We start from the raw sequence: 26,252 nt of genomic DNA on the forward strand, positions 1-26,252 counted from the left end.
TTCTTAATAATGAACAAAAATAAAAAAGAAGCAACCCTAACTGCTATCATGCTAGTCCAACAACTAAAAGATGAACACTGGGAAACTTGGCAAGATAAAACAGCTTTAAAGCAGGCAAGAGATGAAAGTAATATCCGCCCACTACTTGAGACAGTCACTGATAAGCTAAATAAAGCTGATATTACCGTTAAAGAGGCTTACGGAATCAAACATGATAAAGACGAGATAAACGTTTGGAATCAAGAATTGATGAAAAATGTAATCAAAAAGAAAGCTGAACATATCCATTTTCTCTTTAAGTTTGAAAAAGGAGCTTCACTAAACAGAATAGCTCTAGCTATCGGGGTTGAACCACAATATCTTGAAAAGCTAAAATCGGGTCGCTATGGCTATGATAATTGCCTTGCTTATCTAGTCCATGCCAAAGACGAAACCAAGTATCAATACAAACCAGAGGAGGTTGCAACAGTCTTAGGAGAGGATTACAAAAGCATTTATCATCGTAGCATGGAAACATGGACAAAAGGACGTGCCACAAAAAAAGCAAAAGAAACTGCCCTTAGTGTTGATTGGCTAATTGAAAAGATTCTTTCTGGAGAAGTGACCAAAAGCAATATTCTACTCACAAACGAATACTACGCTATCTACGGACAACATAAGAGGAAAATTAACGAAGCACTAGATACTGCTGGAGAACGCAAAAGTTACCAGACAATTGCTGATTTAGAAGTGGGAAACTTCAAGAAAACAATTCTTTTTATCACTGCTGAGAGCGGAGTAGGGAAAACTCGATATAGCAAAAAATTGATAACGTTGTTACAAAAAATCGCCCTGAAACAAGGTCAAAAGTGGGATTACTGCGTTACTGCTTCTACTAATGCTTTTGATGAGTATAGTGGGCAAGAGATTCTATTTCTTGATGACATTAAAGGAGACAGTTTAACCGTATCCGACTGGTTAAAATTGCTAGACCCCTATATGATAAGCCCAATTTCCGCACGATACCACAACAAAATGGGTTCAGCTAAAGTCATCATTATTACAAATACTAAGGAACCTTTATCTTTCTTTGAGCAAGCGAAAGGAAACAATGGAGAAGACCTTGGACAATTTGTTAGACGGATTGATTATCTGATTCAGATAGAAGATATGTTCCTATTTTCTATTCCCGTAAAACATACAGCTTCAACTTCAAAAATCGAAGTGCCGTGGTATGAACCTAGACATTATTCTTTCAAGTTCTCAAATATTGGGCAATTTGACCAAAACGATGCAACCAATATCCTTGTAAAACAGATTATAAAGAATATGCAATGGAACAAATCAAAAAAGGTTATCAATGCAAGCGACCAAACCAACAATGATAACCCAAATACTTAACAAAAATAGCCAATAACTACTTCTGTTGTTGCTATTATCTCAGAATATAACGAAATAAACAAGAGGTATGCAATATGAATACGCAAACAATTTCTTACATTGTTTTAGTTGACCTAGGCTTTCCTAAAGCCACTGCAAAACAAATCATTAGACAAACCAAATTAAATTTGGTAAAACAAGGATATACTTTATACAGTAATAGGCGATTAGGAACAGTCCCTGTTTCTGCTGTTGAAGAAATTCTTGGCTTTAAGTTGCACAATTGAAAGAGGGAACTTATGGCAAAGACAAATTTTCAAGATGTCTATATCGATGAAAAAGGACAATACTATTATGAGGTTAGTTTAGGAACAGATAATATTACAGGTAAACGTATTAAGAAAAAAGCTCGAAAAAATGCTAACGGAAAGAAATTTTTATCTGCAAAAGAAGCATATACAGAAGCTATTCGGATTAAAAATGATTACCTACAATCACATGGGTATTCAAATTATGATATGACATACGAGCAGTTCATGAATACGACATACTTACCATATTATCAATCAGAAGTATGTGAACACACATATTCTACACGCCAACCTACATTAAATTTAGTCATAAAACGATTCGAGAAAAAGAAACTCAAGGATATTTCTATTAGAGATGTACAGAGTTTTAGAACATGGTTACTATCTAAAAAAGGTGGGAACTATTCACAAGCATATGCTAGCTTAACTTTTGGAATGTTTCGTAAATCTCTTGAATTTGCTGTAAATATGCAATTTATTGATGCCAATGTTTCAATGAAAGTCAAAGCAATTCCGAAAGGTAAAACACATTCTCGATATTGGACTAAGCAAGATTTTGAAAAAGTTATCAGTAATATCTATATTGATGATTTCTATGAACATTTATGCTTCGTTTTACTATGGCTATATTTTTGTACAGGATTGCGTGTAAATGAGGGAACTGCTCTATGGTGGAATAATATTGACTTTGAGAAAAAACAGCTTACTGTCAATCATATGTTGATTATGTCAAACAAATCAAAATGGCTTCGTCAAAATCATACCAAGACTGATTCAGGTTTACGGACAATCTCGTTAGATGATGATACAATCGCTATTCTCAAAGAATGGAAAGATAGGCAAGCTAGTCTAGGAAAAGTAAATTTTGTTTTAAGTTATGACGGAAATCCCATGCTTAAATCAACCATATCAAGAATTATCAAAAGATATGCAAGATTAGCAAAAGTTCCAGAAATACAAGCAAAAGAACTAAGACATTCTCATGCTTCTTATCTTATCAATGAATTGAACGCTTCTGTTCTTATAGTCTCTAAACGTTTGGGGCATTCTTCCCCTGAAATTACATTGAAACACTATGCTCACTTATGGTCAGGTGTTGATAAAGAACTAGCTGAAGAAATGACTGGCTTAATTTCAATTAAGCATGCAAACAAAACAATGATACAATTTAATGGCAACCAATCATTATCGAAAAGGTCGCCAAAATTGTCTCCAAAATAATCAAATATAGCCAAAAACATTGTTATATCAACGTTTCTAAACACCTGTTTAGTCGTTGAGTGGGAATAAAAACAAAAAAGCCAAACCTCAAGAAATAAGAAGTTTGGCTTTTAAATTTATCAGCTTATTTTCCCCACAAAAATTGAATTAGTATTTTATCTACTTCTGGATTTTCATGTAATTGGCTATGTTGTGCTAATTTACCTATGATTTTCTTTTCTTGATAAGATTTTGCATTATCGGCAACCAAGTATTTCAAGCTGCGAGATGAAGCATTTAAAACGGAACCATCTGAGCCATTTTTGTAATCACCGTAGATATTCAAAACGTCAATTTGATTTTGTGGAAAAACTTCACGTAATGGCAATAATCTTTGGAAAGTTTGTGTGACTTGATTTGGTTTCCCTGTCGTTTTATCTACTTTTACATCAGCTGGTAAGCCCATAGCTTCTAAACCGGCAGCAAAATTCGCAATATTCACTTGTTTTTGCAGCTGTGGCAAGTTCTCATCTTGAGCATGTTCTAAAAGATAATACAAAATCGACATATTCCCTAAAGAATGACCTACCATATTCATTTTTGTAAAGCCATACTTTTCCTGTAGCTTGCTGACGACAGCTTTTGCATATCGTCCAACATCAATAGGATTGCGATTGTCTTCGTAATTCACTTCTACGATTGGATTGATAGCGCCTTTGGGAATGTCTCCCCTCAACGTAACTGCACCATTTCTATCAACATTTGCTCGAATAACTGTTTTTGTTACTCCTGCTTTTTTTGCTGCATTCGTCATGTGTCGCTCAGCATTGGCACTACTTCCATAACCATGAAAGAATAGGGTTGGAGTAGTTGATTGCACATACTTCTGTCTGTCTAATTTCCCTTCAGCATTGACACGGTAAAATAAAAAAGTAGAAATAGCAATCAAAATTGTTAAAATTCCTGTAATTAGGGCTATTTTCTTCATCATGTTTAGCTTTTCTTTCTGTGAGATATATTTTTAAGTATAACATGTAACAATATAAATGACAATTGATTTGTTTGAAATGACGTTTTGGATTTAAGGCGATTTGTTGAATAGTAAAAAAGGAAAGTCCCAAAAACTCCCCTTTAGTAAACTATTAAACGTTATCATCAAACAACAAGTGAACTTTTAAAATCAATTCATTGTTTTCGCTTGTTTTGTAGTATCTACACGTTTAGCTACCCAAGCTGTCAAAATTGGTGTTAAAATCGCTGTTACAATAACGGATGCTGTTATTTGGGTGGTAGCTGTAGCTTCAACAGCTTTAAAGGAAGCATCTACAGCCGATAAAGCTGCTGGAGTAGCTATGGCACTAGCTGCTGTACTTGAAATAGCTGCACCAGCAATTCCTGATCCACCTGTAGCTTTATCTGCAAAAATAGCAAAGAAGCCTCCAACTAAGGTTGTAATGATTCCGAGTATAATACCTGGTAAACCACCTTGAATAATTTGCATAAAGCTCATGTTGGCTCCTAAACAGAATCCAACAATGATAATAATTGCTGTCACACCATTTGATAGAACTTTTTTCATATATGGAAAAGCATTTCCTAATGCAATCCCTAAAACAAGTGGTAAAATAGTTCCTACTAAACTCCAAATAGAAATGTTAGCAAGACCAGCACTACTGAGAGCTGCCATTGTCACCATCGGTCCAACACTTAAGGTAGTAATACCAACAGCACCTGCATCAATTTCATTTCCGTAAACTTCTACAATTCCAGCATACATAGCGTTATTAGCGACAGACATAGCTCCAATAATCGCCAAAGCACTTAAACCTAAAAAATTATCATTGAAGACTTTTGCTACCAACAGACCTAAAACAACTGAAACGACAATCTTAGATGTGATAATAGCCGCTCCACGCCCAACAGCTTTTGGAGTGTTCTTTAACGAGATTGTTCCTCCTATAAAGAATAGAAAAGCTCCAACGAGCGGACCAGCTCCCTGAACTATAGCGGTTGTAAAACCTCCAATTTTCAACACTTGAGGGAAAAATGTATTTATCACACAGCCGATAAACATGGGAACAATAATTGTATCACCAGGAATCTTAATTTTCTTATTAAAAATTTTCATAATCATATTTCCTCTATATATTCAAGCCTTGTTTTTATTTAACAAGGCTTGAATGCCATACATCTTTTCGATAAAAAATTAGCCATCCAGCGTGATACCGCCATCACAATCACCGATTTCTCCAGACACGAAGCTGGCTAAGTCACTAGCAAAGAAAAGAATCATTTGAGCAATTTCAACAGGTTCTGCACGACGTCCAAGTGGAATCATGTTGATGACACGCTGACTCTTTTCAGGGTCTTCTGACAATACAGTAGTCATATCCGTTCGTGTAAAAGAAGGACAAACCGCATTACATGCAATACCATATTTGCCTCCTTCTTTTGCTACTGCTTTTGTAAGACCGTTCAAACCAGCTTTAGAAGACGCATAAGCAGCTGTTCCAAGCAAACCACCGCCTAATTTTGCAGCTACTGAGGAAACATTAACAATTCTTCCCCCCTTTTGTTCAATAAAATGTGGGAAAATAGTACTAATAGTTGAAAAACAACCAGATAGGTTAATACGAATGGTGCGTTCCCATTCATCGTAAGTTAATTGTTCAAATGGTTTCGCACTAATAACACCAGCACAATTGACTAAGATATCAATTTTACCAGCTGTTGCGATTATTTTGTTCATTGCTTCTACAATAGATTCATGATTTCCTAAATCCATATAAGTAAAGCTCGTGTGTTCTGCTCCAAATTCGGCAATCACTCGTTCAGCTGCTCCTTGATTGATGTCGGCAATAATGACATTACCACCACCTTCAACAATACCGCGAACTACTTCTTTGCCAATTCCGTTTGCACCACCGGTAACAATTGCTGTTTTACCTGAAAAATTCATATTTTCAAATCCTTCCGTTTTGATTATTATAGAATTCTACGTGATTATTATAGCACTCTCGTTTTAAAAATAAAAGTAGAAATATGAAATATTTTAAATATTTAGAAAAAACAATCTTTTTGCTGTTTTCTATTACTAATCTAAAAAGGTTAGAAAACAAAGCTCTCTAACCTTTTGATTTATTAAAACCAATTCATCACTTTCATGATGTGCATATTCATCTGAACTTGTCGGGAGTAATAATAATTCCCACCATTGATATAGAGCTTAGAGCCATGAAGGAGGGCGATGGGATGGTAATAAGGATAGGTTTTGCCGGTCACATTTCCTAAACTTGGTGCAACAACATTTTTAGAGTATTTTTTTGCCAAACCAAGGGTATTTTCGCCACCGTGTTTTGCAATGTAGTCAATATAGGAGCGACCAAAGTTATAGGCTTGTACAGCGGTCCAAACGTCTACTTTCTTTTCTTGAGCTACATTTAGATTCGTGGATAGGGTCTGAACGCCTTGACGAATGCTTTCTTTATTATCTAAAATAGAGTTTTTCTGACCCGTCGCACTTTCACTAGATTGCATGACATCAGAAACTTTTCCCTTTGTTTCAGTATAAATCATAGCAAGGACTAGTTCCTCATTGGCTGCAGTATCTTGCTCGTCTAGCACTTCTCTCACTAAGCTACGGTAGGTCATCACTTGCTTGACATCATGATGAACTTGAACAAGCTTGTAACCAACAAAGATTAAAAGAATGAGAAGGATCAATTTTCTAAGAATTTTAAACATTATTTACTTTGAATATCTTCTATGTTTTTGATGAGAATGGAATAGGTTCCATTCTCGTTTTGTATGAATTCTACGGATTCCGCATCTTGATAGATGTTATTGGGGACAATAAGCTCAATTCCATTTGAAAGAGAGAGCTTTTGGTTTTCAAATTTTTTCTTCTGACGACTACTATCAATTTCATCAAATTTAACAGTTTCTGGAATTGTTTCCTTAACCTGATCAATAAAAGTCAAACGAGCTGTCAGATTGTTATCAAACAAGTCATCTGCTAATTTTTCCGGTGATAATTCATCATTTTCTTCTAAATTTTTGAAAATAGACGATTTAACCTTGGATTGAAATTGAAAATCATCCTGATTAAAACTTTCTGCAACTTTTTGAGCCGTTTTTTCTAAGGCTTTGATAGATTTTTTAGGAGAAATTTTAGGATTGACTTGTAACAGATTATCAGAAAAATAATTGAGAAAAGCACCATTGTATTTAATCCGTTTTTCAATCAAATGGTATTTACGTGATTGAAGATTGATAACCAAGGCTTCATCGGCACCTGTACCAAATCCCGGCAAATTGTTCTGGGTAATCTTGATAGGATTGTCTACTTCTCCACCCAAGTGAGTGAGTGTTTCTCGCAGAGCAATCCGCAAAAAAGCAAAATGCTCCACGCCTTCCTTATCAAATTGAACAAAAATCAAATCATTGGTTTTCTGATTTTCGCTCACCGAAAACTCCTCTTTCCAGAGATTGGCAATACTGACAGAGGTTTCTAAAAGGTCTTTTGTAATATGTGATAAAAAGACACTATCTTCGGTAAAAATACCTGTTTTGGCCTCATCTGAATAGACACGTTCAATCTTCTTGCGAAGATATTCTTCGATCTTAGGAGTAATATTGAGATATTTATCTGCTAAAAGAAGGTCGGTGTCTGATGGACTAAATTGATGAATAATAGCTTTTTTTACGTAAATGTCCATTTCAGTCCTCATATAGTGGAAAGGCATCGGTCAATTCTTTAACTTCTGCACGGACTTGCTCTAAAACAGCTTCGTTGTTTGCATTCTCTAAAGTCTTGATGATCAATTCTGCTACTTTAGTACTTTCAGCTACCCCAAAGCCACGAGCTGCAATAGCTGCAGTTCCAATACGAATGCCACTTGTTTTAAATGGAGATAAGGTTTCATAAGGGATAGAGTTTTTATTAAGAGTAATATGAACATCATCCAAAAGGTTTTGAGCGACTTTCCCATTTTCAACGACTTTGGTCACATCCACAAGGAAAAGATGATTCTCCGTACCACCTGAAATAACACGGAAATTCCCATATTGTTGGAATACTTGAACCATTGCCTTAGCGTTATCCAAAATCTGCTGAGCATAAACTTTGAAATCTGGATCCAACACTTCTTTAAAAGCAGCTGCTTTAGCCGCCACGACATGCTCTAGCGGTCCTCCTTGAATTCCTGGGAAGATTGCGGAATTGATCTTTTTCGCTAACTCTTCATCATTGGTCAAAATTAAGCCACCACGAGGTCCTCGAAGGGTTTTATGAGTGGTAGTTGTCGTAATATGTGCATACGGTACTGGACTTGGATGCAAACCAGCGGCAACTAAACCGGCAATATGAGCCATGTCTACCATGAGTTTGGCTCCGACAGTATCTGCAATTTCACGGAATTTAGCAAAATCAATAATATGTGAATAGGCAGAAGCACCTGCAACAATCAATTTAGGTTTGACTTCTTTAGCCTGCGCCAAAATAGCATCAAAATCTAAAAGTTCCGTTTCAGGATCGACATTATAAGGCACAAAGTTATAGGTTTTTCCAGAGAAGCTAACAGCTGCGCCATGTGTCAAATGTCCGCCTGCTGCAAGATCCATTCCCATTACTGTGTCGCCTGGCTCAATTAAGGCCATATAAGCCGCACAATTCGCCTGACTGCCTGAGTGGGGTTGAACATTAGCAAATTTTGCTCCAAAGATTTCTTTAGCACGTTCAATCGCTAAAGTTTCAATCACATCCACAACGTCCGTACCACCATAATAGCGACGGCCTGGATAACCTTCGGCATATTTATTGGTTAAAATAGAACCTTGTGCTGCCATAACAGCTTTTGAAACAACATTTTCTGAAGCAATCAATTCAATATTGTTTTGCTGACGTTTTTCTTCTGCAGCAATGGCTTCCCAAAGCTCAGCGTCATATTCTTTATAGTCTTTATGGTCAAAAATCATAAGAGTCTCCCTTCTCTTAAAGCGGGTCTAAAACCTATTTAGTCAAGGTTTAGAAGTGAATTTCTGGAATTTTAGCGAGAATTTCTTCGCAAGTGACAGCACCTTGGCGTAGAATATATGCTGTTTCACCAGATAAATCCAAAATAGTTGAATCCTGTCCTGTTAGAAAAGCATCATCTTCTATACCAAGAACTTCGTGATTGAAATCGGTCATAATTTGCTGGAAGTTTACTCCGCTACTCTTTCCAGATAAATTTGCGGACGGACCAATGAGAGGTCCAAATTTTCTAATCAAGTCCAATGTTTTAGGATGACTAGGGACACGAAAACCAATTGTTTTCATACCTGAATTTACCCAAATGGGAACTTGTTCATTAGCTTGTAAAATAATGGTCAAAGGACCGGGTAGAAAGGCTTGATAGAGCTTTTTTAAATACTGAGGCTGATGTTTGGAAAATTGATAAATTTCTTCTAAGCTTGAAACATTTAAATTCAAAGCCTTTTCGCGAGGTCTGCCTTTTAAGTCATAGACATGACTGACGGCCTGCTCGTCCAGTGCCTTACAAAATAAACCATATACAGTCTCTGTTGGCAGCACGACTGCTCCTCCGCTGCTCAGCATTTCCTCAATTTTATCCATTATCTACCACTACCATTCTATCTTTTCCGAATTGATCTTGCAAGACGCGAATTCTCATTTTTGGAAATGCAGACTGAAATAGTTCTTTTACATGTTCCCCTTGTTTGTAGCCAATTTCGAGATAGATTTTACCTTTTTCTGTCAAATGTTTTTGGGCGTTCTCAGCAATTTTTCGATACACAGCATACCCGTCTTCTTCAGCAAAAAGAGCAAGATGAGGTTCTGAAGCAAGGACATTTAGTCCTACTTCTTCTCTGTCCGTCTCTGAAATATAGGGCGGATTGGATACAATAATATCATACTTTCCTGTAATTGCCTGAAAACAATCAGACTGAACAAAATCAATCGCTACATCAATTGCTTCTGCATTTTCTTGCGCCAAATCCAGAGCATCTTGGGAAATGTCGGAAGCCGTGACCTGCCAATTCGCACGCTCGGCAGCCAAAGAGAGAGCAATTACTCCGCTTCCAGTTCCAATATCTAAAACTTTCAGACTGCTATTTTGATTTTCAGACAAGATAAGGTTGACCAATTCCTCGGTTTCTGGTCGGGGAATTAGCACTCGTTCATCTACTTTGAACGAATGTCCATGAAATTCTGCGTTCCCAATAATGTATTGGGCAGGTCTATGAACTAATAATTGAGATTGAATCTTTTTCAGTAATTCTATATCATCTGCTGTTGCTTCTGCCTGCATTTTCAACACAAATTGGGTAAAAGATAAGTTTTTCGAAATTCGAAAAGTAAAGGAGAGACTTTCAGCTTCTTCGCCAATTGCTTCAAGCTGTTTTTCCATTTCAGCAAGAATTTGAGCTAATTTCATTATTTATTCAATTCTTCTAGTTTTTGTGTTTGGTCATACAATACCAAGGCGTCCACGATTTCATCTAATTTTCCAGCTAAAATCGTATCTAGCTTTTGTAGCGTTAAACCAATACGGTGATCTGTCACACGATTTTGTGGGAAATTATAGGTACGAATTCGCTCTGAGCGATCTCCAGTACCAATAGTTGATTTTCGCTCAGCATCTTGCTCGTCTTGCGCAATTTGCGCAAAATGATCCGCTACACGCGCACGGATGATCTTCATAGCTTTGTCACGATTTTTTTGCTGGGTTCGTTCTTCCTGCATTTCAACCTTGATATTTGTCGGCAAGTGAACAATCCGAACGGCTGTTGCAACTTTGTTGACATTCTGACCGCCAGCACCAGAAGCGTGATAAATGTCAATCCGAAGATCTTTTGGATCAATATCGTATTCCACTTCTTCAACTTCAGGCATGACTAAGACTGTGGCTGTCGAAGTGTGAACTCGTCCTTGACTTTCTGTTACTGGGACACGTTGTACGCGATGAGCACCTGATTCGTATTTTAATTTGGAATACACGGATTGACCAGAAACCATCGCTACTACTTCTTTGAAGCCACCGACTCCATTCATAGAAGCTTCCATAACCTCGAATTTCCAACCTTGCGATTCAGCGTATTTTTGATACATTGTCAGAAGATCACCGGCAAAGAGCGAGGCTTCATCACCTCCTGCTGCACCACGGATTTCTAAGATGATGTTTTTATCATCATTTGGATCTTTTGGTAAAAGAAGGATTTTTAATTTTTCCTCGTATTCTTCTTTTTCAGCTTTTGCATCTTTGAGCTCTTGCTTTGCCATTTCTTCCAAATCAACATCGCCTGAAGCGTCTTTAATCATTTCTTCAGCGTCTGTGATGTTTTGGAGCACCCTTTTATATTCACGATAAGTTGCTACCATATCGCGTGTACTTGCTTCTTCTTTGGACAATTCCATAAAACGCTTGGTGTCACTAACAACATCTGGGTCACTCAGAAGTTCCCCCAGCTCTTCGTAACGATCTTCAACGGCTTGTAGTTGTTCATAAATATTCATCGTTTGCTACACTTCTCCTTAACTCTTCATTTCGTCAATTTCTGGCTTAAAATAATGCTTCCGACAGACAGGAATATAGGTTTCATTCCCACCGATTTGAATCTGCTCCCCTTCATAGACCGGCTTACCATTCGTTGTTCTTAATACCATGGTTGCTTTTTTGGAGCAAAATTGACAAATCGTTTTAATCTCATCAATTTTATCTGCTAGAAGCAGGAGATATTTCGAGCCTTCAAATAACTCATTGCGAAAATCATTTTTCAAACCAAAAGCCATAACTGGTACATTTAATTCATCAACTACTCTTGCCAAATCATAGACATGATGACGAGATAGAAACTGCGCTTCATCAATCAATACACAATAAGGTTTTTCGGGCATTTCTTGAATAAAGCGGAAAATATCAGTATCTTCTGCTATTGCAATTGCTTTTCGCTTCATTCCGATACGACTAGAAACAACGCCGAAACCGTCACGTGTATCAAGGGCGCTCGTCATAATGACAACACCTTTGCCCTGTTCTTCGTAGTTGTGTGCTACTTTTAAAATTTCGATTGTTTTGCCCGAATTCATCGTGCCATATTTATAATACAACTGAGCCATTTTCTTTAATTCGTTCCAAATTCTCCAATTTTTAATACTTCTTATTTTACCATATTCTGACACGCTTTAAAACCTAATTTATGATAAAATAAAAATATCAAAGATAAAAAGGAGAAACACTATGCCATTTGTCAGAATTGATTTATTTGAAGGACGCACGTTAGAACAAAAGAAAGCTCTTGCAAAAGAAGTTACTGCCGCTGTCGTAAAAAATACTGGCGCGCCACAATCTGCTGTTCATGTCATCATCAACGACATGCCAGAAGGGACTTATTTCCCACAAGGTGAAATGCGTACAAAATAACAAAAAAAGAATCTTGGATAAAAATCTGAGATTCTTTTTTAATTCAGAATGATAAATGATGTAGATGCAACATTTAAGCTAATTTCTTTTTTTGAATATGATTAAGACGAAGTTGGTATAAAATGCCACTAACAACCAGACTAGAAATTAAACCAATCCAATAAGCGAAGGGGCCTAAATTTGTCGTGTGATCCAATAGTAATCCAACTGGTAGCGACACCCCCCAATAGCCAATCAAGCCTAAATAAAATGGAACTTTTGTATCCTTGTATCCGCGTAAAATCCCTTGAAGTGGTGCTGCGAAAGTATCTGCTAATTGAAAAAATAAACTGTAAGTTAAGAAAACCGATGTCAGACGAATGAATTCTTTGTTCGTTCCATATAATGAAGCGACTTGATAACGGAAAAGATATAAAAATGTCAGCGTGAAAACAGCGAACCCAAGCGCAGTTAATCTTCCCAAAACACAATATTTTCTGACATAGTCTAGACGCTTTGCGCCAATTTCGTAAGAAACGATAATCGCCATAGCATTAGAAATGCTCATAGGAAAAGCATACATAAGATTGGAAAAGCTGATAGCCGACTGGTGACTGGCAATGATTAACGAAGAAAACTTAGCCATGAGCAAACCTACGACTGAAAATATCACAACTTCTGCAAAGACAGTCCCACCAATAGGAAAACCGAGACGAATCCCTTCCTGCAATCCTTCTTTGTCCAAAGGTCGAATTTTCCATAATTGATATTTTTTAATTCTAGGATGTCTTTTGGCAACTACTACCGAAAGGATTAACAGCACCCAGTAAGCCAACGAAGTCCCCAGCCCCGCTCCTGCTCCGCCCATTTCTGGGAAACTAAATGCCCCATAAATTAAAATGTAATTAAAGCTGGCATTCAACGGTAGTAAGAGCAACATAAGGTACATGGATAATCTTGTCAATCCTAATGCGTCTAATAAAGAGCGTACAACACTAAATAAAAGCAAGGGGATAATTCCAAGTGCCAAATACCAGAGATAATGTATAGAGACTTCTGCTACTAGTGGTTCTAAGCCAATATTGGACAAAACAAGCGGTGCACCTAAAAAAACGAGTCCAAACAAGAGAAGAGACAAAACGAGAGATAAATAAATAAACTGATAAAAATCAGAAGCGATTTTTTCTTCTTGTTTTCGTCCCAGATGGTGTCCAATAATCGGAACCAAGGCTGAGACAATACCAGTCAAAAAAGTAAAAAACGGACTCCATAAGCTAGTCGCCATTGACACTCCCGCTAAATGCAAAGTATGGTATTGCCCTGTCATGGTTGTGTCCACAAAAGAGGCCGAAAAATTAGCCAGTTGATAAATCAAAATTGGCAAAAAAATCGAGATAAATAGGGTCATTCGTTCTTTTAAATTGCGAGCTTGGTACATAAAATCTCCTAAAATTATTCCTTCTCTCTTAACTATACTATAAGCACTCAGAATAGTCAAAAAAGCTAGGAGGAAATCCTCCCAGCCTCTTTTCAAACTCTATTTCTTCTCACGATTTAAAATAAGATTCAATACAATCGCAATGACACTCGCCATAACAATCCCGTTTGAGAAAAACATTTGCAAGCCAGTTGGTAGGCTGTTAAAAAGATTGCTTCCATTTAGGCCGACTCCTGCGGAAATAGATACAGCGGCAATCAAGAAATGGTGCTCATTGTGTTCAAAATCAACTCGTGCTAGCATTTGCATTCCCTGAACAGAAACAAAACCAAACATGACAAGCATGGCACCACCGAGTACAGGACTTGGAATAATTTGTGCCAAAGCTCCGAATTTTGGTAATAATCCTAACAAGACTAAGAATCCTGCTGCATAATAGATTGGTAGACGTGTTTTAATTCCAGAAAGTTTGACTAAACCAACATTTTGTGAAAATCCTGTATAAGGGAAAGTGTTAAAAATACCGCCAAGAAGCACTGCAAGTCCTTCTGCACGATAACCATTTCGCAGACGAATGCTGTCTAACTTTTCGTTTGTAATATCTGAAAGTGCAAAATAAACACCTGTTGATTCTACCAAAGAAACTGTTGCAATAATACACATCATGATGATGGATGAAAGTTCAAACTTAGGTATTCCAAAATAAAACGGTGTTGGAACATGTACAAGAGGGGCTTGAGTTACTGGCGCAAAATCTACTAAGCCCATAAAGCTAGCAATAATCGTTCCAATAATTAAGCCAATCAGAATGGAAATGGATTTAAGAAAGCCTTTCGCAAAGATATTTACTAACAGTATAATCAAAATCGTGACAGTAGCTAACAGCAAACTTTGTGCAGTGGGCTTTTCACTATTATTTCCCATATTGCCAATCGCAACAGGAATAAGTGTCAAACCAATGGTTGTAATGACTGAGCCCGTCACAATCGGTGGGAAGAAATTAGCAATTTTAGAAAAAATTCCTGCAATCAAAAGAACGTAGATACCGGAAATGATGAGCGCTCCAAACATAGCTCCACTTCCATGTTTTTGACCAATCATAATCAGAGGTGCAACCGATTGAAAAGCAACGCCAAGTACGACTGGCAAGCCAATTCCGAAATATTTATTGAGTTGCAATTGCAAAAATGTTGCCACACCACACATAAAAATATCTGTAGAGATGAGATAGGTCAGCTGTTGGCTCGAATAACCTAGCGCACCAGCAATCATAATGGGTACAAGGATTGACCCTGAGTACATTGCTAATAAGTGCTGCAAACCTAAGACAGCCGCCTGTGAATGTTTTTCTTCTTTCAGTTCCATTATGCATCAGCCTCCATAAATACAACTTTTCCATTTTCAAATTTTTGAATACGAGCCAAAGAAACGACTTTTCGCTTATCTTCTTCTAGTAACTTTCTTCCTTCTTGGAATGATTTTTCAATCACAATGCCAATCGCTTCCACATGGGCACCTGATTGTTCAATGATATTAACCAGCCCTTTAGCTGCTTGCCCATTTGCTAGAAAATCATCGACAATAAGTACTTTATCATAATGATTTAAAAATTTCCCTGCAATTGAGACCGTACTTGTCACTTGTTTGGTAAAAGAATAGACCTCGGTCGTTAAAATACCTTCCGTCATAGTGATGTTTTTTGACTTTTTCGCAAAAATCATTGGAACGCCCAATGCTTCTGCTGTATAAATAGCAGGTGCGATGCCAGATGCTTCAATTGTCACAACTTTTGTAATACCAGCCGAGCGAAAATATGTTGCAAACACTTTACCAATTTCTTTCATCAAGTTGAAATCGACTTGGTGAGTCAGAAATGAATCCACTTTTAAAATATTTTCTCCTAAAACATTTCCGTCTTTTAGGATGCATTCTTCTAATAATTTCATAAAATCTCCTTTTAGAAAAAACAAAAGACTTGCCAAAAGCAAGCCTAAAACAATTGGTTAACCAACTGAATACAAAATTCCTTGCTAAAAAACATAGCAGGAAAGTTGAAGACTTACTTATTGTTAGACATTAGGTGCCTTGTAGAAACATTACGCCAAATTCGTAATATAAATAAGTAATTATTTTATTGTTAATGAGCGTCACCATTCCAAATGGAATTTTTCACAATGACGTAATCTACGTGCTTAAGACCAGCTAAATCTCTTCCGCCGGCATAGGAAATAGCACTTTGCAAGTCCTGCTCCATTTCAACTAAAGTGTCAGCTAAATGTCCTTTAACTGGTAAAAGAATTTTCTTTCCTTCCACATTCTTATAAGCACCCTTTTGGTACTCTGAAGCTGAACCATAATACTCTTTAAATTGTTCACCATCTACTTCGACCGTTTGACCTGGGCTTTCGATATGACCTGCAAATAGGGAACCAATCATCACCATAGTAGCACCAAAGCGAATGGATTTGGCAATGTCGCCGTGCGTACGAATGCCACCGTCCGCAATAATCGGTTTGCGTGCAGCTTTTGCACACCAACGAAGAGCAGCTAATTGCCAACCTCCTGTACCAAAGCCAGTTTTTACTTTTGTGATACAAACTTTTCCTGGTCCAATGCCAACTTTTGTTGCATCTGCTCCAGCGTTTTCCAGCTCACGAACAGCTTCTGGTGTCCCGACATTTCCTGCGATCACGAAAGTATCAGGGAGTTCTTTTTTGATGTGCTGAATCATATCAATCACACTATCTGAATGTCCATGCGCAATATCAATCGTGATATATTCTGGTGCATCTTCTTTCAACTGGCTAACGAAATTATATTCATAATCTTTCACACCAACCGAAATGGAAGCAATCAGTCCTTGCTCATGCATGCGCTTGATGAAAGGAATACGGTCAGATTCGTCAAAACGGTGCATGATGTAGAAATAGCCACTTTTCGCCAATTTTTCTGCTACATCTTCATCCAGAATTGTTTGCATATTAGCTGGAACAACAGGAAGTTTGAAGGTGTGATTTCCAAAAGTAACTGTCGTATCAGCTTCTGACCGACTTTTGAGGATACATTTATTAGGAATCAATTGAATGTCTTCATAATCAAAAATAGGAAATTCGTTCAGCATGTCACTCTCCTTAAATAGTAAATTGTATGCAAAAATGACCTACCTATGCTTTCACATCGCTACGTCTTTCCTGACGTTTCCTTTAGTATTATAACATAAGGTACAGAAATCACAATATAATGACGTATAATATTTTTTATCGTTCGGAAATTATAGATTGTTCTTTTAGGTTCTAAAAAAGAGGTTTCCCTCTTTTACAATAGCAAATCTTTAATGCGTCCAATATCTGATTTTTTCAAGACTACATAAATCATATCTCCCAGATAAAGGCGCGTGCTACCATTCACTGTTTGATTTCTTCCATTGTGATGTTGCATGGTAATTAGAATATCTTTTGGTAGTTCTAATTCGTGCACTTGCTTGCCGGCTATTTTCTCAGAAACAGGAATTTCGATAAGCGTTGTCTCACTATCATCTGCCATGCTATCTGGAAGCAATCGCTCTAGCATAGCCTCATACACAGGTGCTCCACCCAGTAAATCCATTACAACGTATGCCACTAAAGTCACTAGACCAAGAGGCATGAGGTTTCGTATATCACCAACCATCTCAGTCACCAAAATGATGCCAGTTAGCGGAGCCTTTGAAATGGCACCAAAGTAGCCACTCATACCTAAAATAATAAAAATGGGAAATTGCTCTTGAGTTGCAAAGCCTAATCGCACACAAACGACACCAGCAATTGCCCCTAAAAGAGAGCCGAGAGCTAAAATGGGGAGAAAAACACCACCAGGAAGCCCACTACCATAACTAATCATACTCCAGATAAAGCGAATAACAAAAAACATCACTAATGTTAATAGCAGATAATGTTGACTGGTTAAAGAGAGAACCAGTTGATTGCCACCGCCTAAAAGCTGTGGAAGGAAATATCCTACTGGTAAAATGAAAATAAAGGCTATAATAGGATAATATTGCGGAGAAAGATGCAACATTTCACCAATCATATCATAAATACGAGGCATAGCTAGAACAACTTTTTCATATAAAAATCCTGAAAAACCAAGAAAAATTCCTAACAACAAATAAAGCCAGTATTGCCCTAGCCCCATCAGAGGAATATTATCTGGCATATTTAATACAGGGGTCATTCCAAAAATTATAAGCGAAACAAAATTCGCCGTTAAACTTGCCGCCAAAGACGAGACCCAAAAGAAACGCGAAAAATGATGATAGACTTCCTCAATAACAAACAGTAAACCCGCAATCGGAGCATTAAAAGCTGCTGCCAGCCCTGCTGCCGCTCCACTAGCAATCAAAGAACGCTCTTCCACAGGGCTTAAATGAAGATGTTTGGCAATTCCTTTTCCACCCATTGCTCCCAGCTGGATACTTGGACCTTCACGTCCTAACATTAAGCCACTTGCAATGGCTAAAACACCTAGAATATACTTTTTCCAGAGGACACTCCACCATGACAAGCTCATCAGTCCTTTCAGCTCTGCTTCCACTTGCGGAATTCCAGAACCTTTAATATTCTTTTCTGAAAGCGTTAATTTTGCACTAATCCAAATCACGCAAGCATAAAATAACAAAATAAAAGCAAACCAAATCATACTATCATGACCTTGCTGATAGAAATATTGAATGATATAAAATCCCTTTTCAATCAAAAAACGAAAAGAACCAACAATTGCACCCACGATAATCCCGACTAAAATTCCTCTTGAAACTTGCAGAATAATCGAGCTAGATGTAAACGCAAATTCTTTCTTGGTATTTGATGTTCTCTTTTCTGTCTGAACAGACATCATTACCTCCCAATATGTTCTCCTTCTATTTTAGCATAATTTTTCTTATTGCTTATAGAAATTATTTTAGAAAATGAAGTCTAGAGAAAAAATCAAACCAGCTTCATGCGAAACTGGTTTATGATAATATCCTTATTAAATCTCTACACTATTTATTTGCTGATCATTAATTGTATAACAATTACGATAAATCTTCGCTTTCTTCTTGTTTTTTACTATAAATGAGATTAAATAAATCTCTTTTTAAGCTGTCTAACTGCTAAGGTATAGAAGACAAAAATATAAGCACCATTGACAACTAAGAAAAGGATAAATTCAGATAAGGTAAAAGGGACTAAAGAACGAGCTCGATCACCAACAGCAATCTGAGCATAAGGGAAAATGCTAAAAAGACCTTGTCCAATAAATAGGGTCATAAGCCCTGCTATAGCCAAAATAGCTGATATAAGAATAGGCACTGCGAAATTTTTTAAGCGAATACTAAGAAAAATTTGAATGGTGACAATAGTAATGGTTGCTATCCAACCTGTGATAGACCAAAGCAAAAAGTCCAGTAGATAATTTGCAAAAGGTACCTTCAAAACCAAAGCGCTGATAATATAAAAGAGAAGAACTATCAGTTGACTAATAGCCATGACTAGTGATAAGCTGGTGATTTTTGATAAAATGATACGATTGGCTTTAACCGGAATACTTAATAAGCGCTGCCAGTTTTTATTACTTTCCTCGAATTGACAACTGATGGAACAGATAATCCCGATCAGAATAGGAGTAAATATCTGCGAGGAATAGAAAACTGTTTGTCCCCAAAGGACGCGAGCTTGTGTACCATCTAGGAGCACCTTTCGATTGAGAGCGTAAATCATTGCTCCCAATAAGGACCCAACAAGGTTAAAGAAGATTAGCGTTATCGGAATAGCACTTTTTTTGATTTTTTTAAATTCAAAAATAATCATAATAGATCCGCCTTTCCAATGAGTTTTTTACTGACAAAGATGCTTAAAAAAATGATAAGCAATAATGTGACTAATTTAAAGGGATAAGCATTATCATATTGAAAAAGATAAGTGTTAGTTCCAGCCACCCGTTTAGCGATTCCCATCATAGAGAAATATTGCCAAGGAATGAAAATACGAATAGGAAATGGTAACGCACCGATACCTACAAATGACAGGAAGGAACCAATTAAGCCTGTTACCACTGTCACACTTGGCTTTGGATAGATAAAAGCTAAGCAAAGATGTAAACAAGACAGAAAGAGACAAACCAAAAAAGTTGTGAACAAAAAGAGACTCAATGAAACAGGTGTCACACTGACCTGCATGCCTTGAATAATAAATTTCAGAAAAAGCGTTTGAATCAAACTGACAACAAAGGCAAAAATAGCCATCACAGTCAATTTAGCCTTAAAAAGTTGCCAAGGACTTTCGTTACTGGTTTGCAAGAGTTTAAAAGTTTTGCCTAGATGTTCCAATTCCAGTAGTCTAGACGCTAAAACTGCAATGAAAAGTGGCAAAATACAATCATTCAAGTAAGTCATGGTATAAATGGCATTATAGGCCTCATGCGTTTTAGGTAATTCATATTTGATAACAACGCCACTCCAAATCAAGCCCACTGCTACAATAGCAATCAAAGATAGCAAGAAAGAACGTCTTTTTAATTTGATAAATTCTAATTGTAAATTTAGCATTACAAAACACTTCCTTCCCGTCCTGTCATATCAAGGAAAACATCTTCCAGCGATCGACGAATCATACGAACTTGATAAATATCAACATCATTTTCAACTAAGAGTCGAATAGCAGTGGCTATATTAACTTTATCGTTATCGTTGACAATCAATTTTTTGTCATCATCCAAATTAAAACCATTGAACATTAGTATTCTTTTAGCAGTTACATCATCACTGGTCTCAAACAGATATTTTTCATCTTCTTTAAGGTCAGATAGGTGACCTTCAAAAAGTAATTGACCATGATTAATAATACCGACAGTCGTAGCCATCTGTTCAATTTCTGAAAGAATATGGCTAGAAACGATGATAGTCATATCGTATTTTTGTGGTAATGACTTGATGAGCTCACGAATTTCTTGAATACCAGCAGGATCTAAACCATTAGTTGGCTCATCCAGAATCAGTAATTTAGGAAATTTAACAATGGCTAGCGCAATTCCTAGACGTTGTTTCATGCCTAGTGAATAGTTTTTAACTAGCTTGTCTTTTTGATCGAAAAGTTTGACAATCTTTAAGACTTCATCAATATTTCTTTTTGGTAATTTAAGTAATTTTTGGATAATTTCAAGATTTTCATAGCCGGTCAAATTAGCATAGTAAGAGGGCTCCTCAATAAGGGAACCTACATTTGAGAGGAGTGATATTTGATTGCTATTAAAGGTTTTGCCAAAGAGCTTAATGGAACCATGGGTTGGTTGCAACAATCCCAAAAGCATTTTCATAGCAGTGCTCTTACCAGCACCATTTGGTCCTAAAAAACCATAAATTTCATTTTTTCTAATATGAATAGAGAGCTGATTAACGGCTACTTCACCTGAAAAATCCTTACTTAATTGGTTGGTTTCAACGATATAATTGTTCATTTGTTTTCTCCTTTAAAAATCTTAGAGTGATGTTATATCCTTTCGCTATTTTTATTATAATGAAACTCCTTTATTTTAACCTATTCATTACCTTAATTCTTCCTTAATTTTTACTTTAAAGTCCTTGACCAAGGAAGCAATGTGTTATACTAGTCTTATTGAGGTAATAGTATGAATTATAAAGAAAAGAAGATCTTAATTTTAGACGATAACCCAGAAATTTTAGAAATGGTGCAAGAATCATTGAACATTGCTGGTTTTAGCAATCTAACAAGTGTACAATCACAAAAAGAAGCTTTGGAGCAATTTGAAGAAAAATCTTTTGATTTAGTTATTTTAGACATTATGCTGCCTGAAGGATCAGGATTTGAAGTTTTAAAAGGTATCCGTAAGACTTCAACGGTTCCTGTTTTGTTTTTGTCGGCAATCTCCGATATAGAAAAACAATATCAGGGCTTTGAGTTAGGGGCAGATGACTATATTATCAAGCCTTTCCGCCCAAGAGATTTGGAGTTGCGTATTCTTTCCATCTTAAAAAGAGCCTATCCCGAAAAGGAAGATACCCTTGTTTTGCCTGCTTGCCAGGTGCATTTTAGCCAAGCCTTGATTACCAAAGGAAAACTAGAGATTCAGCTGACAGCTAAGGAATACAGTATTCTTAAGGTCTTATATGATAATAAGAATCGCATTGTTACTTTTGACCAACTCTTAGAAAAAGTCTGGGGCTTACAATACCAAGGCTATGATAATACCCTAATGGCTCATATTCGTAAGATTCGACAAAAGATCGAAGCCAATCCATCTAAACCAGAAAGCTTAATAACGGTTAAAGGTTTGGGTTACAAACTAAAGGTGAATTAAATGGATACCGTTAAATTTTTTACTAAGTTATTAACCAGGTATGTTCTATTACTCTTGGCTTTAATCATAGGACTTGTTTTTGTTTATGGTTTGGTTTTCTCATCCTATTTTAGTTTCTATGGAAAGGAAAAACCGGAACTACTTTACACTAAAATCGCTCAATCGAGTCAACAGAATAATTTTAATTTTGATAAAAGCAGCAAAATTGAAATGGATAAACAAAATACTTGGGCTATGGTACTGAATCAAGATGGCAATATTGTCCAATCTTATCATTTACCTCAACAGCTCAAAAGACATTATACCAATGCTGATATGGTTAAATTTTCACGTTGGTATTTAGAAGATTACCCTGTTTTCTCCTATGTACGAGGTCAGCAAATTTTAGTTTTGGGCTATCCTAAAAAGCATTCCTTAGCAAAATTTAATTTCTATGCTAATACACAATTTATTAGGAATTTTCTCAGTTTGGGACTTGTTTTCTTGGGTATTATTCTTTTACTTATTTTTATTCTTTTGAGCCGATCAAAGCTACGCATTAAAAAGGAAATGGATCCGATTATTACTGCTGTCACTTCTTTGTCTCAGGGTCAAAATATTGCTCTTAATGAAAAGGGAAATTTCTCAGAAATTAAGACAGCCCTTAATGAAACATCTCATATTTTGGAAGAAAGCAACACGATGAAAGAGCAATGGATTAGAGGGGTCAGTCATGATTTACGCAATCCTCTTATGCTCATATCAGGTTATAACAGTCAGCTAGAGCAGCAATATGGTAAAGGAAAGCAGACGGAGGAAATTGACAATCAGATTCAAAGTATGAAAGAAATGATTTCTAATCTCAATATGAGCTACTTATTGGATAATCAAAAGCATCACTCCGAATTTTCGAGTCTTGATTTGGTTGCAGTCCTACGAACAGTAATTGCCGATATATTGAATAATTATGAAACAATTACACTTCATTTTGATTTGCCTACCGAGGCAGTGTTGGTAAAAGGAGAGGTAACTTTACTAGAAAGAGCTTTTAGAAATCTCTTGCTTAATAGTATCATACACAGCGGTTCTAACCAGATTGATCTGACTTATCAATTATCTGATAATAAAGTGCTCATCATCATTGCGGATCAAGGAGATATTACAGCTCAAAAAATTACTGAGCTAAATCAAAAATCGACTAATTATGAATCACATGGTATGGGAACGGTTATCACTAAACAAATTATTAAATTACATCAAGGTGAAATTGTTTTTTTAGACAATCAGCCAGGCTTAAAAGTCATCATTTCTTTACCTTTAGTAAAGGACTGATGACCTACCTAAGAACAAGCTTACACTCAGAAAACTAACCATTTGGAGCATCGCAACACATTATTTATCTTCTAAATATTTCTAAATGCTATTTTTGGGGCAAAGTATTCTTTCGTCTAATCATCGTAAATTTTTGATAAATAAGTAGCAATACTATTCTATTTATCAAAAATTTTTCTGTTATACGCAAAAAAAGAGTGAACAAATAAAGTTGCACTCTTTTACTGTTAAAATGTTTTGTCAACAACTATATACGAATTACACTAAAAACGCTTTATAAACTCAATATCTTATCTTTATTTTTCAGCCGTCAATGCTGCCATTGTAATGTAGTTATAAGGTTTATTAAAGTGTGGCAGGAAGAAAATATCTGTCAAAGCTAGTTTATCAATGGTCACTTTTTCTTGGATTGCAAGTGAGAAGAGATGAATGCCCATTGAAATATCTTCGTGTGAAGCCAGTTGTGCTCCAAGGATGACACGTGTATCTTTATCAAAAACGATACGAATGGCTACTTCATGGTTATCGTGTTTGATAAATTCTGGCTTTTGAAGGTCGTTAAAGCCAGTTTCAACCGCATTGTAGCCAGCAGATTTTGCTTTTTCCAATGTCAAGCCAGTTGAAACCATTTTAAGGTCGTAGATGTTGATACCGTTTGAGCCTTGCACACCAATGCCTTCTAATACATGACCAGTTGCGTTGTAAGCTCCAACAATACCTGAACGAACCGCATTTGAAGCAAGTGCAATATAACTCATTTCATCAAGGGCGTTGTCATAAATCGTCGCACAGTCACCAACCGCATAAACTCCTGGGATGCTTGTTTCTTGTTTCTTATCAACAAGGAATGCACCATTACGGAAAAGTTCAATCTTGCCAGCGCCGAGAGCTGTGTTTGGTCGGAAGCCAACAGCCATAATGACCATATCTACGTCAAACGTTTCTTTATCTGTTACAATACGTTCAACTTTGCCTTCGCCTTCAACTGCTTGCACAGTTTGACCGTAGGCAAGTTTAATGCCGTGATCTGCTAAGTTTTTACTCATCAAGTCAGATAATTCACGATCGTAGTAACCAGCAAGACAAGTATCTGCAACGTCAATCAAGATTACTTCTTTTCCAAGGCGTTCAAAAGCTTCTGCGAGTTCAACACCAATGTAGCCGGCTCCAACAACAGCAACTCGATTGATTCCTTTATTGTTTTTCAGTTTTTCAATCACTTCAGCCGAGTTTTGATATAATTTTACAAATTGAACGTTTTCCAGAGTCGCTTTAAATTCGCGATTCCCTTCTACAATTTCAACACCTTTAATCGGCGGAATGATTGGTTGTGAACCAGTCGCAAAAATCAATTTGTCATAAGATTCAAGATGTTCTTGACCGTTTACAAGTGCGGTCACTTCTTTTTTATCATAATCAACTGATAAAACAGGGCTTTCCATGTAAACTTTAGCACCTTTTGCTTCAAGTTTTTCCTTATCTGAATAGAACAATCCTTCTGGACCGTCAATTTGCTTACCAATCCAAAGCGCCATTCCACATCCTAAAAAAGAAATGTTCGAATTTTGGTCAAATACCACAACTTCGTTTTCATTTCCGAAGTTGTCTAACATCGTATTGATACAAGCTGTACCAGCATGGTTGGCACCGATAACAACAATTTTACTCATAGAGCAATTCCTACCTTAATTTTTAATTTACTAAAACATTATAACATTACGTGTTAGCGTTTACAATATATTTGCTCATAAAACTGAAAAATATTACATTTTCTATCAATTTAAGAGAACTTTTCATGAATGCTTTCATTTCTAATATCAATGTAGTTTTTATCTCATCTTGTAGACAGACAGCTTTGTTGAAATTGTCAGAAAATTATAAAAAAGTTTGTGAAAACGTTATCTATCTGTTATAATAGGTATGTATTTTTTATTTGTAGAAAGGATGTGATATGGTGGACTTCAGCTCTCGTTCCATTCACTTAATGGGAACGACGATTACGATTTCAATTCTGCATCCGCAAGCAGGTTTGCTACTTGACGAAGTTATTCAGCTACTTTTTCTGTATGAGAAACGCTTTAGTGCAAATGATGATGCTTCGGAGTTGATGAAAATCAATCATCAAGCTGGAAAGCAATGGGTTCAGGTGCATCCTGATTTGTTTGAGCTAATTGAGCTAGGAAAACAGCATAGTTTAGCTCAAAATAGTCACTTAAATATTACTATCGGACCACTTGTACAAACATGGCGAATTGGTTTTTCAGACGCTAAAGTGCCTCAGCCGGAAGAAATCAAATATTGCCTTTCTTTAATAGAACCTACTTTTATTAAACTCGATTCTACTTCTTCTAGTGTTTTTTTGGCAAAAGAAGGAATGAAAATTGATCTTGGAGCACTTGCAAAAGGCTATATTGCTGATAAAGTGATGGAGTTCTTAAAAAATAAAGGCGTGACTTCTGCTCTCATCAATCTAGGCGGGAATGTATTAACACTAGGAATCAACCAAGTTTCCAAGCGTCCTTGGCGGATTGGGATTCAGCATCCAAAATTAACACGCGGAAATAACCTCGCCATTCTTCCTATCGTGAATCAATCCGTTGTGACTTCAGGAATTTATGAGCGAACCCTTGAAAAACAAGGACATTCCTATCACCATATTCTTGATAGCAAGACAGGCTATCCTGTGGAGACAAATGTCGCTAGTTTAACGATTGTGTCTAATCGCTCTGTAGATGGTGAAATTTGGACAACACGATTATTTGGTGAAAGCCCATCGTCTATTCTAGAACAAGTTGAAAAAGAAGAACAGATTGAAGCGTTAGGGATTACAAAAGATGGTCAATTATTCTATTCTTCTGGTTTAAAGCCAGAACTGCTATTTTAATATCGGAAAGG

26 protein-coding genes and 1 riboswitch are annotated in these 26,252 nt (G+C 36.6%); of the genes, 7 read left to right on the top strand and 19 right to left on the bottom strand.

Features of this window, described 5'->3' with window-relative positions:
• The first annotated feature begins 9 nt into the window (after positions 1 to 9).
• The 3 genes from HMPREF2984_RS03330 to HMPREF2984_RS03340 all read left to right on the top strand — a co-directional run bounded on the left by HMPREF2984_RS03330 (position 10) and on the right by HMPREF2984_RS03340 (position 2,891).
• Positions 10 to 1,380, top strand: a complete 1,371-nt coding sequence (locus HMPREF2984_RS03330) for a Rep family protein (RefSeq protein WP_257362387.1) — start codon at positions 10 to 12, stop codon at positions 1,378 to 1,380.
• A 74-nt stretch (positions 1,381 to 1,454) separates the two neighbouring features.
• Positions 1,455 to 1,646, top strand: coding sequence for a DUF3173 domain-containing protein (locus tag HMPREF2984_RS03335; protein WP_070670489.1), 192 nt, complete (start codon positions 1,455 to 1,457; stop codon positions 1,644 to 1,646).
• A gap of 12 nt (positions 1,647 to 1,658) precedes the next feature.
• On the top strand, positions 1,659 to 2,891 hold the full coding sequence (locus tag HMPREF2984_RS03340; RefSeq protein WP_070670492.1) for a tyrosine-type recombinase/integrase: 1,233 nt from the start codon (positions 1,659 to 1,661) through the stop codon (positions 2,889 to 2,891).
• A 124-nt stretch (positions 2,892 to 3,015) separates the two neighbouring features.
• Here HMPREF2984_RS03340 and HMPREF2984_RS03345 read toward each other — a convergent pair whose 3' ends face one another.
• From HMPREF2984_RS03345 to HMPREF2984_RS03390, 10 genes are all read right to left on the bottom strand, one after another.
• Complete coding sequence (locus HMPREF2984_RS03345; RefSeq protein ID WP_003029707.1) at positions 3,016 to 3,861, bottom strand: alpha/beta hydrolase; 846 nt, start codon at positions 3,859 to 3,861, stop codon at positions 3,016 to 3,018.
• Between the two features lie 189 nt (positions 3,862 to 4,050).
• A complete protein-coding gene (locus HMPREF2984_RS03350; protein ID WP_080554330.1) occupies positions 4,051 to 4,998 on the bottom strand; it encodes a 2-keto-3-deoxygluconate permease in 948 nt (315 codons plus the stop codon).
• A 78-nt stretch (positions 4,999 to 5,076) separates the two neighbouring features.
• Positions 5,077 to 5,829, bottom strand: coding sequence for an SDR family NAD(P)-dependent oxidoreductase (locus HMPREF2984_RS03355; protein ID WP_003029712.1), 753 nt, complete (start codon positions 5,827 to 5,829; stop codon positions 5,077 to 5,079).
• Positions 5,830 to 6,011: 182 nt separating this feature from the next.
• Complete coding sequence (locus HMPREF2984_RS03360) at positions 6,012 to 6,614, bottom strand: lysozyme family protein (RefSeq protein ID WP_003029715.1); 603 nt, start codon at positions 6,612 to 6,614, stop codon at positions 6,012 to 6,014.
• A complete protein-coding gene (locus tag HMPREF2984_RS03365) occupies positions 6,614 to 7,588 on the bottom strand; it encodes a nucleoid-associated protein (RefSeq protein ID WP_003042638.1) in 975 nt (324 codons plus the stop codon). Before HMPREF2984_RS03365 ends, HMPREF2984_RS03360 begins: the two co-directional genes overlap by 1 nt.
• Position 7,589: 1 nt before the next feature.
• Complete coding sequence (gene glyA / locus HMPREF2984_RS03370) at positions 7,590 to 8,846, bottom strand: serine hydroxymethyltransferase (RefSeq protein ID WP_059220742.1); 1,257 nt, start codon at positions 8,844 to 8,846, stop codon at positions 7,590 to 7,592.
• A gap of 49 nt (positions 8,847 to 8,895) precedes the next feature.
• Positions 8,896 to 9,486: an L-threonylcarbamoyladenylate synthase gene (locus HMPREF2984_RS03375; protein ID WP_059220740.1), complete on the bottom strand. Its 591-nt coding sequence runs from the start codon at positions 9,484 to 9,486 to the stop codon at positions 8,896 to 8,898.
• Positions 9,479 to 10,309 carry a peptide chain release factor N(5)-glutamine methyltransferase gene (gene prmC / locus HMPREF2984_RS03380; RefSeq protein ID WP_059220738.1) on the bottom strand — a complete coding sequence of 277 codons (831 nt, stop codon included), beginning with the start codon at positions 10,307 to 10,309 and terminating at the stop codon, positions 9,479 to 9,481. Before prmC ends, HMPREF2984_RS03375 begins: the two co-directional genes overlap by 8 nt.
• Positions 10,309 to 11,388, bottom strand: coding sequence for a peptide chain release factor 1 (gene prfA / locus HMPREF2984_RS03385; protein WP_003042323.1), 1,080 nt, complete (start codon positions 11,386 to 11,388; stop codon positions 10,309 to 10,311). The genes prmC and prfA overlap by 1 nt, the downstream gene beginning before the upstream one ends.
• An 18-nt stretch (positions 11,389 to 11,406) precedes the next feature.
• Entirely contained in the window at positions 11,407 to 11,991 is a 585-nt protein-coding gene (locus HMPREF2984_RS03390; RefSeq protein ID WP_037567302.1) for a thymidine kinase, read from the bottom strand.
• Positions 11,992 to 12,094: 103 nt separating this feature from the next.
• On the opposite strand from HMPREF2984_RS03390, the gene HMPREF2984_RS03395 reads away from it, so the two are divergent.
• The gene (locus HMPREF2984_RS03395) at positions 12,095 to 12,295 is read left to right on the top strand and encodes a 4-oxalocrotonate tautomerase (RefSeq protein ID WP_224785091.1); all 201 of its coding nucleotides are present in this window, start codon (positions 12,095 to 12,097) and stop codon (positions 12,293 to 12,295) included.
• Between the two features lie 73 nt (positions 12,296 to 12,368).
• On the opposite strand, the gene HMPREF2984_RS03400 is transcribed toward HMPREF2984_RS03395, so the two are convergent.
• From HMPREF2984_RS03400 to HMPREF2984_RS03435, 8 genes are all read right to left on the bottom strand, one after another.
• Complete coding sequence (locus HMPREF2984_RS03400; RefSeq protein ID WP_003042723.1) at positions 12,369 to 13,712, bottom strand: MATE family efflux transporter; 1,344 nt, start codon at positions 13,710 to 13,712, stop codon at positions 12,369 to 12,371.
• Positions 13,713 to 13,811: 99 nt separating this feature from the next.
• The gene (locus HMPREF2984_RS03405) at positions 13,812 to 15,077 is read right to left on the bottom strand and encodes a nucleobase:cation symporter-2 family protein (protein ID WP_003042613.1); all 1,266 of its coding nucleotides are present in this window, start codon (positions 15,075 to 15,077) and stop codon (positions 13,812 to 13,814) included.
• Positions 15,077 to 15,658, bottom strand: a complete 582-nt coding sequence (locus HMPREF2984_RS03410; protein ID WP_003042438.1) for a xanthine phosphoribosyltransferase — start codon at positions 15,656 to 15,658, stop codon at positions 15,077 to 15,079. The genes HMPREF2984_RS03405 and HMPREF2984_RS03410 overlap by 1 nt, the downstream gene beginning before the upstream one ends.
• A gap of 100 nt (positions 15,659 to 15,758) precedes the next feature.
• A riboswitch (purine riboswitch) is annotated at positions 15,759 to 15,854 on the bottom strand.
• Positions 15,850 to 16,833 carry a GMP reductase gene (gene guaC / locus HMPREF2984_RS03415; protein ID WP_003029743.1) on the bottom strand — a complete coding sequence of 328 codons (984 nt, stop codon included), beginning with the start codon at positions 16,831 to 16,833 and terminating at the stop codon, positions 15,850 to 15,852. It overlaps the preceding riboswitch by 5 nt.
• A gap of 194 nt (positions 16,834 to 17,027) precedes the next feature.
• On the bottom strand, positions 17,028 to 18,584 hold the full coding sequence (locus HMPREF2984_RS03420; protein WP_070670495.1) for a ClC family H(+)/Cl(-) exchange transporter: 1,557 nt from the start codon (positions 18,582 to 18,584) through the stop codon (positions 17,028 to 17,030).
• Between the two features lie 227 nt (positions 18,585 to 18,811).
• On the bottom strand, positions 18,812 to 19,540 hold the full coding sequence (locus HMPREF2984_RS03425) for an ABC transporter permease (RefSeq protein WP_003024584.1): 729 nt from the start codon (positions 19,538 to 19,540) through the stop codon (positions 18,812 to 18,814).
• Positions 19,537 to 20,277, bottom strand: coding sequence for an ABC transporter permease (locus HMPREF2984_RS03430; protein WP_003024586.1), 741 nt, complete (start codon positions 20,275 to 20,277; stop codon positions 19,537 to 19,539). Before HMPREF2984_RS03430 ends, HMPREF2984_RS03425 begins: the two co-directional genes overlap by 4 nt.
• Positions 20,277 to 21,185, bottom strand: coding sequence for an ABC transporter ATP-binding protein (locus HMPREF2984_RS03435; protein WP_059220735.1), 909 nt, complete (start codon positions 21,183 to 21,185; stop codon positions 20,277 to 20,279). Before HMPREF2984_RS03435 ends, HMPREF2984_RS03430 begins: the two co-directional genes overlap by 1 nt.
• 171 nt (positions 21,186 to 21,356) lie before the next feature.
• Here HMPREF2984_RS03435 and HMPREF2984_RS03440 point away from each other — a divergent pair, with 171 nt between their 5' ends.
• Both HMPREF2984_RS03440 and HMPREF2984_RS03445 read left to right on the top strand, forming a co-directional pair.
• Positions 21,357 to 22,046: a response regulator transcription factor gene (locus HMPREF2984_RS03440; protein WP_003024592.1), complete on the top strand. Its 690-nt coding sequence runs from the start codon at positions 21,357 to 21,359 to the stop codon at positions 22,044 to 22,046.
• On the top strand, positions 22,047 to 23,357 hold the full coding sequence (locus HMPREF2984_RS03445; RefSeq protein WP_070670498.1) for a sensor histidine kinase: 1,311 nt from the start codon (positions 22,047 to 22,049) through the stop codon (positions 23,355 to 23,357).
• A gap of 296 nt (positions 23,358 to 23,653) precedes the next feature.
• On the opposite strand, the gene nox is transcribed toward HMPREF2984_RS03445, so the two are convergent.
• A complete protein-coding gene (gene nox, locus HMPREF2984_RS03450; RefSeq protein ID WP_003042972.1) occupies positions 23,654 to 25,027 on the bottom strand; it encodes a H2O-forming NADH oxidase in 1,374 nt (457 codons plus the stop codon).
• A 284-nt stretch (positions 25,028 to 25,311) separates the two neighbouring features.
• Between nox and HMPREF2984_RS03455 the strand changes: the two genes are divergently transcribed.
• Positions 25,312 to 26,241: an FAD:protein FMN transferase gene (locus HMPREF2984_RS03455; protein ID WP_306806813.1), complete on the top strand. Its 930-nt coding sequence runs from the start codon at positions 25,312 to 25,314 to the stop codon at positions 26,239 to 26,241.
• The last annotated feature ends 11 nt before the right edge of the window (positions 26,242 to 26,252 follow it).

This window comes from Streptococcus sp. HMSC066E07 (assembly GCF_001814695.1).
Classification (GTDB): Bacteria; Bacillota; Bacilli; order Lactobacillales; family Streptococcaceae; genus Streptococcus; species Streptococcus hominis.